Origin of the sequence: Ameyamaea chiangmaiensis (assembly GCF_013376175.1) — a bacterium.
GTDB lineage: Bacteria > Pseudomonadota > Alphaproteobacteria > Acetobacterales > Acetobacteraceae > Ameyamaea > Ameyamaea chiangmaiensis.
Map to the genome: position 1 here is coordinate 1 of NZ_JABXXR010000130.1, position 7,471 is coordinate 7,471.

The window sequence follows — 7,471 nt, forward strand, 5'->3', positions numbered from 1 at the left end:
CCGACGTGCGCGCCTCATCGTGCCCGATACGCCCGGCACCCGCCGGGTCAGGCCTTCGTCGCCGCGGGCTTGGGCTTGGGCAGATCGAGGGCCAGAGACAGCTCCTTGAGGCGCGCGGGCGGCACGGTCGCGGGCGCCCCCATCATCGGGTCTTCGCCCTGCTGGTTGAGCGGGAAGAGGATGACCTCGCGGATATTCGGCTCATCCGCCAGCAGCATGACGATACGGTCCACGCCGGGGGCCGAACCGCCATGCGGGGGCGCTCCGTAGCGGAACGCGTTCAGCATGCCGCCGAAGCGTGCCTCGACCTCGGATTCAGGATAGCCCGCGATCTCGAACGCGCGGATCATCACCTCGGGCAGGTGGTTCCGGATGGCGCCCGACGACAGTTCGATACCGTTGCAGACAATATCGTACTGATAGGCCTTGATGGTCAGCGGGTCCTGCGTGTTCAGGGCCTCCAGACCACCCTGCGGCATCGAGAACGGGTTGTGCGAGAAATCGATCGCGCCCGTATCCTCGTTACGCTCGAACATCGGGAAGTCGGTGATCCAGCAGAACCGGAAAGCGTCCTTTTCGATCAGATCGAGTTCGGTGGCGATCTTCGTCCGCACGAGGCCGGAGAACTTCGCAACCTCGTCACCCTTGCCGGCCGCGAAGAAAACGGCATCGCCGGCCTTCAGCCCGCAGGCCTCCCGGATCGCGGACACGCGGTCAGCCTCGAGATTCTTGGCGATCGGTCCCTTGCCGCCGTCCTCGTCGAAAATGATGTAGCCCAGACCACCGGCGCCGTTTTCGCGCGCCCAGCCGTTGAGCTTGTCGAAGAATCCGCGCGGACGATCGCCCGCGCCCGGTGCGGGGATCGCACGAACCTGACCGCCATCAGCCGCGATCCGGGCGAACAGGCCAAAGCCCGACCCCGCGAACGGTACCGTGACATCCGTGATCCGTAGCGGATTGCGCAGGTCCGGCTTGTCGGAACCATAGACCGCCATGGCCTCTGCGTACGGGATGCGCGTGAACGGCGCGGCACTCACGACGCGGCCGCCCCCGAATTCGGTGAAGATGCCTTCCATCACCGGCTCCAGGGTCGCAAACACCTCTTCCTGCGTCGCGAACGCCATTTCGAAGTCGAGCTGGTAAAACTCGCCCGGGCTGCGGTCGGCGCGCGCGGCCTCATCGCGAAAGCACGGCGCGATCTGGAAATAGCGATCGAAGCCCGCGACCATCGCCAGTTGCTTGAACTGCTGCGGCGCCTGCGGAAGCGCATAGAACTTGCCCGGATGCAGGCGCGCGGGCACCAGGAAGTCGCGGGCCCCCTCCGGAGAGGACGCGGTCAGGATGGGCGTCTGGAACTCCGTGAAACCCAGGTCGATCATGCGACGGCGCAGGCTAGTGATCACGTTGGAGCGCAGCATGATGTTGCGGTGCATCTTCTCGCGCCGGAGATCGATGTACCGGTACTTCAGGCGCAGATCCTCGGGATAGCTCTCGTGCCCGGCGACCTGGAACGGCAGCACGGCGGCCATCGACTGCACCGTGATCTCCCGCGCGCGGACCTCGATGTCGCCGGTGGCCAGCTGCGGGTTGCGGGTGCCGTCCTCGCGCAGGACGACCTCGCCCGTGACGGTGATCACGCTTTCGACGCGCACGCGTTCGGCGGTCTCGAGCACGTCGGCACCCGAGGGGATGACGATCTGGGTAATGCCGGCATTGTCGCGCAGGTCGATGAACAGAAGGCCGCCATGATCGCGCTTGCTGTGCACCCAGCCGGAAAGGCGCGCGGTCTGACCGGCGTCGCTGGCGCGAAGGGCCGCGCAGCTGTGGGTGCGATAGGGATGCATGCTGGTATCCTGAACAAGACGGCGAGGGAAACCTTGGGACAAAGCCGAGGCCACCCCCCACTGTCAAGCGACCCATGCCCTTTCCGGGGCCGTCGCGGGCATGGGAGGAAGTTTCCCCGTGCATTTGCCGCGCGTTCGCTCTATCAAGCGCGCGAAACTCTGTCTGCGGTTCGGAGCGCGCTGTTGCGCGTGGCGGGCGCGCGAACGCCGAAGGAAATCAGGTCTTTTCGTATGGATATCCGTAATATCGCGATTATCGCGCACGTCGACCATGGCAAGACGACGCTTGTTGACCAGTTGCTGCAACAGTCCGGCTCATTCCGCGAGAACCAGCATGTGGCCGAGCGCGCCATGGACAGCAACGACCTCGAGCGCGAGCGCGGGATCACGATTCTGGCCAAGTGCACGTCGGTTGTCTGGAAAGGCACGCGCATCAACATCATCGACACGCCGGGCCACGCCGATTTCGGCGGTGAGGTCGAGCGTATCCTGAGCATGGTGGACGGCGCGATCGTTCTGGTCGACTCGGCCGAAGGCGCTCTGCCGCAGACCAAGTTCGTGGTCGGCAAGGCACTGGCGCGGGGCATCCGCCCGATCGTCGTCGTCAACAAGATCGACCGTCAGGACGCCCGCCCCGACGAGGTGCACGAAGAGATCTTCGATCTGTTCGCGTCGCTCGGCGCCGACGAAAACCAGCTCGACTTCCCGATGCTCTACGCCTCGGGCCGTCAGGGCTGGGCCGATCTGGAGCTCGAGGGGCCGCGCAAGGACCTGTCGCCGATGTTCGACCTGGTGCTGCGCCACGTGCCCGCCCCGAAGCTGGACAAGGATGCGCCGTTCGCCATGGTCGCCTCGATTCTCGAGGCCGACAACTTCCTCGGCCGCGTGCTGACCGGTCGCGTCGAACAGGGTCGCGCGAAACTGAACATGCCCGTGCGCGTCCTGCGTCCGGACGGCTCGGTCGTCGAGACGGGCCGCCTGACCAAGCTGCTGTCGTTCCGTGGCCTTGACCGCGTGCCGGTAGAGGAAGCCGAGGCGGGCGACATCGTCGCGGTCGCCGGTCTGTCCGAGGCTACCATTCCCGAGACCATCGCAGCCCCGGAAGTGACCGAGGCCCTGAAGGCAACACCGGTCGATCCGCCGACCCTATCGATGACCTTCCGCCTCAATGACGGCCCGCTGGGCGGTCGTGAGGGCAAGAAGGTGACGTCGCGCCAGATCCGCAACCGTCTGTTCAAGGAAATCGAAGGTAACGTCGCCATCAAGGTGACCGAAAGCCCGGAGAGCGAGGCGTTCGAGGTCGCGGGCCGTGGCGAACTCCAGCTCGGCGTTCTGATCGAGACCATGCGCCGTGAAGGGTTCGAGCTGACCATCGGCCGCCCGCGCGTGCTGTTCCAGACGAACGAGGCCGGCGAGCGTACCGAGCCGTTCGAGGAAGTCCTGGTCGATGTGGACGAGCCCTATTCGGGCGTGGTGGTCGAGAAGATGTCGCTCCGCAAGGGCCTGATGCAGGATATGCGTCCGTCCGGTGGCGGCAAGGTGCGTCTGACGTTCATCATCCCGTCGCGTGGCCTGATCGGCTATCATGGCGAATTCCTGACCGATACGCGCGGCACGGGCATCATGAACCGCCTGTTCGCCGGCTACCAGCCGCACGTGGGCGTGATCGAGGGCCGTCGCAACGGATCGCTGATCTCGTCGGAAGACGGTGCGACGACGCAGTATTCGCTGTTCTCGCTGCAGGATCGCGGCACGCTGTTCGTCGACGCCGGCGAGAAAGTCTATGTCGGCATGATCATCGGCGAGCACTCGCGTGAAAACGATCTGGAAGTGAACTCGGTTCGTGAAAAGAAGCTGACCAACATCCGTGCCGCCGGCAAGGACGAGGCCCTGCTTCTGACGCCCCCGCGCAAGATGTCGCTAGAACAGGCGATTGCCTATATCGAGGACGACGAACTGGTCGAGGTCACGCCATCGGCCGTGCGCATCCGCAAGCGCTACCTCGACCCGCACGAGCGCAAGCGCCACGAGAAGAGCAAGGCCTCATCCTGATACTGAACAAACACCGCCCCTCGGGGCGGTGTTTCACTTTACGACTGCACCTCCCGATCGCGCCAAGCCTGCCGGGCGCTGGCCTGACCCCGCTTCGCTCCGCCCGGTCAGGCTGTCGTATCGTCGAACAGTTCGTCCACATCCCATCTTGGGGGAAATGATCTTCAGCTCGAACGCCCAATCGGCGGCCAGCTGAAGCCTTTTGCGGTTCGCTTCCAGCCCGATAGTCGAGAACGGGTCGGGCACACCTCATTCGGTCTGTTCGCGGCTTTCCGCGATCATCCGGAAAATCTCGCGCACCCGCAGGTCGGTCGTCTGTGCGTAGCTGCGGACGCCGACACGCTGTGCTTCAATATCCTCCGGCTTCAGGTCGAACCGTTGATTGAAAACCCGCGCAATGATGCTGGAAGCGTCCTGAGATAAGTGCTGGCAAATGCACGGACGGCTTGCCGTACACGTTCGCCTGCAACTACGTGACAATGGCAAGTTCTCCGCGATCATAAGCACCTTCACGCAACATGGGCTTGAAACCACGATGGGCCTCGGCGGGACCGCGGAAATCAAGCGTCACGAGCTCGGAGTTTACATGCCCGTCCGTCATTGCACGGGTGACGGGATAATTCGCGAGGTTGGTGTGCAGTGTTACATGACGGCGACTGGCGAGGCCGGCTTTCGCGTCCGTTGGGCCGGGTCGATGCGTAGGTCGGGAAAATCACCGACTCTCACAAAAGCGGCGAATAATCGCTCTTGACCGCAGAGCCTGCACATTTCTCCCTCACGCCGTATGTGAAGCAGACGCGTCTCCGCCCTGACATGCTCATCAGAGCATTGGCCCGTTTTAGAAGTCGTCGGCGATCACCTCAAGGAACAGGGCAGGACCTGTAACGGTTCAGCCCGACATCCTCTGACGGCTTCTGCCGCCGGGACGCAGACGGTCTCAACCATCTCCGCATCGACAGGAGGACTACCGGGATCGAGCGTCTTGCCGGTCTTTGCGACCATGGGACGAATAAGATCCACCTCCACCGCTCCACTCTTTTTTATACCGTCACCAACGGTCCCCGATCGTGTCGGTATCAGTATCAAATCACTCACATGGACCCGGTGGCCACGGCCCGCCGCATCTCTGGCGCGGGGACATGACGTCGTCCCGCCGCGTCCGGCCGGTTCTCATTCGTCACGAGAGACGGCGTCGACCACAGTATTAAAAGCCGACCACGCACGACGGGACGCCCCCGGATTATCGTGCACGCCGCAGACAGGCGGCGTGCACCGCGTCCCTTAGCGCCCCAGTTCGTTCGACAGATCGGCAAGCGGCCGTGCGCCGTAATGCGAGATGATCTCGGCGGCGGCGACGCTACCCAGCCTGCCGCATTCCGCCAAAGGTCTGCCGCGCGTCCAGCCGGCGAGGAAACCGGCCGCATAAGCATCACCCGCGCCGGTCGTGTCCACAACCGTCGTCGGCGCTGCCGGGACACGAACGCACTGGCCGCGCGACCAGATCTCGCTGCCGCCTTCACCCCGCGTCAGGACCGCGCAGGCTGTGTATGATGCCGCCTGACGGGCGGCCTCCGCGAAATCATCCGTCTCGTACAGCGCGCAGATTTCCTGTTCGTTGGCGAACAGAAGGTCGACATGCCCGTCCACCAGGGCGTGAAACGCCGCACGGTGCCGCCCGACACAGAACGGATCGGACAGCGACAACGCCACTTCGCGCCCCGCCTCATGCGCAAGGGCCGCCGCGTGCCGAAACGCGTCCTGCGCGTGCGGCGGGTCGAACAAATAGCCTTCGAGGTAGGTCACGCGCGACCGGCCGACCACGTCGGCGACGACGTCCTCGGGCGAGAAGTGAACACACGCCCCCAGATAGGTGTTCATCGTGCGCTGCCCATCTGGCGTGACCAGCACGATACACCGCGCCGTCGTCGCACCCTCGCCAGCGCCGGCCGCCAGCGGGGCGGAGGGAAAGTGAATGCCGCACGCACGCAGGTCGGCGCCGAATGCGCGACCGGAGGAGTCATCGGCAACCTTGCCCAGATAGGCCGTCGCACTGCCCATGCGCGCGGCGATTACCGCCGTGTTGGCCGCCGAGCCGCCACCCGTTTCCTGCGCGGTTTCGACCAGGGCATGAAGGGCATGGGCGCGCTCGCGGTCGACCAGGGTCATCGCCCCGACATTCATGCCCTGCGCCCGGAGAACATCCGGCGACACCGGCGAGATCACATCAATGATCGCATTGCCGATACATACGAGATCGTAAGTCGTGCCGTCTTGCCGCATCCGCGCGCTCTCCTGTTCAGGGCCGGTGCCCCAACCCCGATTACATTTTGCCACACCGCGGTCATCCTGCCGTCAAATCGACACGATTGTCCCCGAGGTCTGGCGTGTGGCTATCATCGGCGACGGGGCACCGCAATGGCCGCCCTTTTTTGCCCGATGGTGCGGTCACGCGCTTGTCCCGGCACGAGACAAGCGTGTAATCCGAAGCATGTCCGGATGTGTCCGCTGACAGGCGGCGCTCATCCCGGGCCCCCAGGCCGACTGCGTCCTCACGACGCGGCGACTAGCCTGCATGATGTCTCGATAGCGGGGTTCTCTTGTTCAAACGACGCACTCCGGAAAGCGATAAGGCGACGTCCGGCTCGGCGGCAAAAGGGCCGCCCTCAGCATCGATCTTCCCGACCCGACCCAATGCGTCCGCCCCTGACGCGAGCGCGACGCCGTCTTCCTCTCTCACAACCGACAGCCCGAAGGATACAACAGCCATGGGTCGCGCTCCTTTCCCCCCCTCGCCCACCCCTCCCACGGCGCCGACGGCACCGACCGCCCCGCGTGCACCCGGAGCCACGACCGTGCGCAAGGACACGACGGAGCGTCGCACGCTGGTCGTCGGCCGCGGCATCTCCGTCCAGGGCACCGTTCAGGACGCCGAGCGCCTTGTCGTTGAAGGTACGGTCGAATCAAGCCTCATCCACGCAACCGAGCTCTCTGTCGCACAGGGCGGCGTGTTCCGCGGGGCTGTCGAGGTCGAAGACGCCGAACTCGCCGGCACGATCGACGGTACGCTGACGGTTCGTGGCAGTCTGACGATCCGTGCGTCCGGGCGCCTGATCGGCAAGGCGAAGTGCCGCCGCCTTCAGGTCGAGGATGGTGGACAGGTCAGCGGCCAGCTCGAAATGATGACCGACACCCCGGTGCGCGCTCCGCTGACCGACACCGTGTCCGCTCCGTCCGCCAACGCCGAACCCGTCACGTCGGAGTAAGACCCGGACCAAACGACCCGGGCGGTTCACCGCCCGGATCATCGGAACGAAAAAAGGGGCCCTGATGGGCCCCTTTTCATATCCGCCCCGTCATCCGGGGACACATGAACCGCGGCCGTCAGGCAACGTTGTCGCGACGATCGCGAAGTTTGACGTAGGCAAGCTGCGCATGCTCCACGCAGTAGGGTTTGCCCGGGATGGGGGTCGCCCCACAGAAATGGAAGCCCTTCGTGCCGGGCTCGCCAAGCGGCCAGCAGCAGCTTGAGCCACTGCGACGGGCGGGCGCCGAGGTCGACACGGCGCGCAGCGGCG

Annotated in this window: 6 protein-coding genes; 2 read left to right on the top strand and 4 right to left on the bottom strand. The window is 64.9% G+C overall.

What is annotated here, in order from left to right; translation table 11 throughout:
- Window positions 1–47 precede the first annotated feature (47 nt).
- Window positions 48–1,844, bottom strand: a complete 1,797-nt coding sequence (gene aspS, locus HUK82_RS12870; RefSeq protein ID WP_176614345.1) for an aspartate--tRNA ligase — start codon at window positions 1,842–1,844, stop codon at window positions 48–50.
- A 231-nt stretch (window positions 1,845–2,075) separates the two neighbouring features.
- Between aspS and typA the strand changes: the two genes are divergently transcribed.
- Window positions 2,076–3,896, top strand: a complete 1,821-nt coding sequence (typA, locus tag HUK82_RS12875; RefSeq protein WP_176614346.1) for a translational GTPase TypA — start codon at window positions 2,076–2,078, stop codon at window positions 3,894–3,896.
- A 249-nt stretch (window positions 3,897–4,145) separates the two neighbouring features.
- Here typA and HUK82_RS17210 read toward each other — a convergent pair whose 3' ends face one another.
- Together HUK82_RS17210 and HUK82_RS12885 are read right to left on the bottom strand one after the other, a co-directional pair.
- Window positions 4,146–4,397: a hypothetical protein gene (locus tag HUK82_RS17210; RefSeq protein ID WP_212647806.1), complete on the bottom strand. Its 252-nt coding sequence runs from the start codon at window positions 4,395–4,397 to the stop codon at window positions 4,146–4,148.
- Between the two features lie 780 nt (window positions 4,398–5,177).
- Window positions 5,178–6,176 carry an adenosine kinase gene (locus HUK82_RS12885; protein WP_176614347.1) on the bottom strand — a complete coding sequence of 333 codons (999 nt, stop codon included), beginning with the start codon at window positions 6,174–6,176 and terminating at the stop codon, window positions 5,178–5,180.
- Window positions 6,177–6,493: 317 nt separating this feature from the next.
- Between HUK82_RS12885 and HUK82_RS12890 the strand changes: the two genes are divergently transcribed.
- Window positions 6,494–7,159 carry a bactofilin family protein gene (locus HUK82_RS12890; RefSeq protein WP_246495034.1) on the top strand — a complete coding sequence of 222 codons (666 nt, stop codon included), beginning with the start codon at window positions 6,494–6,496 and terminating at the stop codon, window positions 7,157–7,159.
- 118 nt (window positions 7,160–7,277) lie between these two features.
- Here HUK82_RS12890 and HUK82_RS12895 read toward each other — a convergent pair.
- On the bottom strand, window positions 7,278–7,471 hold a 194-nt coding region (locus HUK82_RS12895; RefSeq protein ID WP_218061588.1), incomplete at its 5' end, for a GcrA family cell cycle regulator.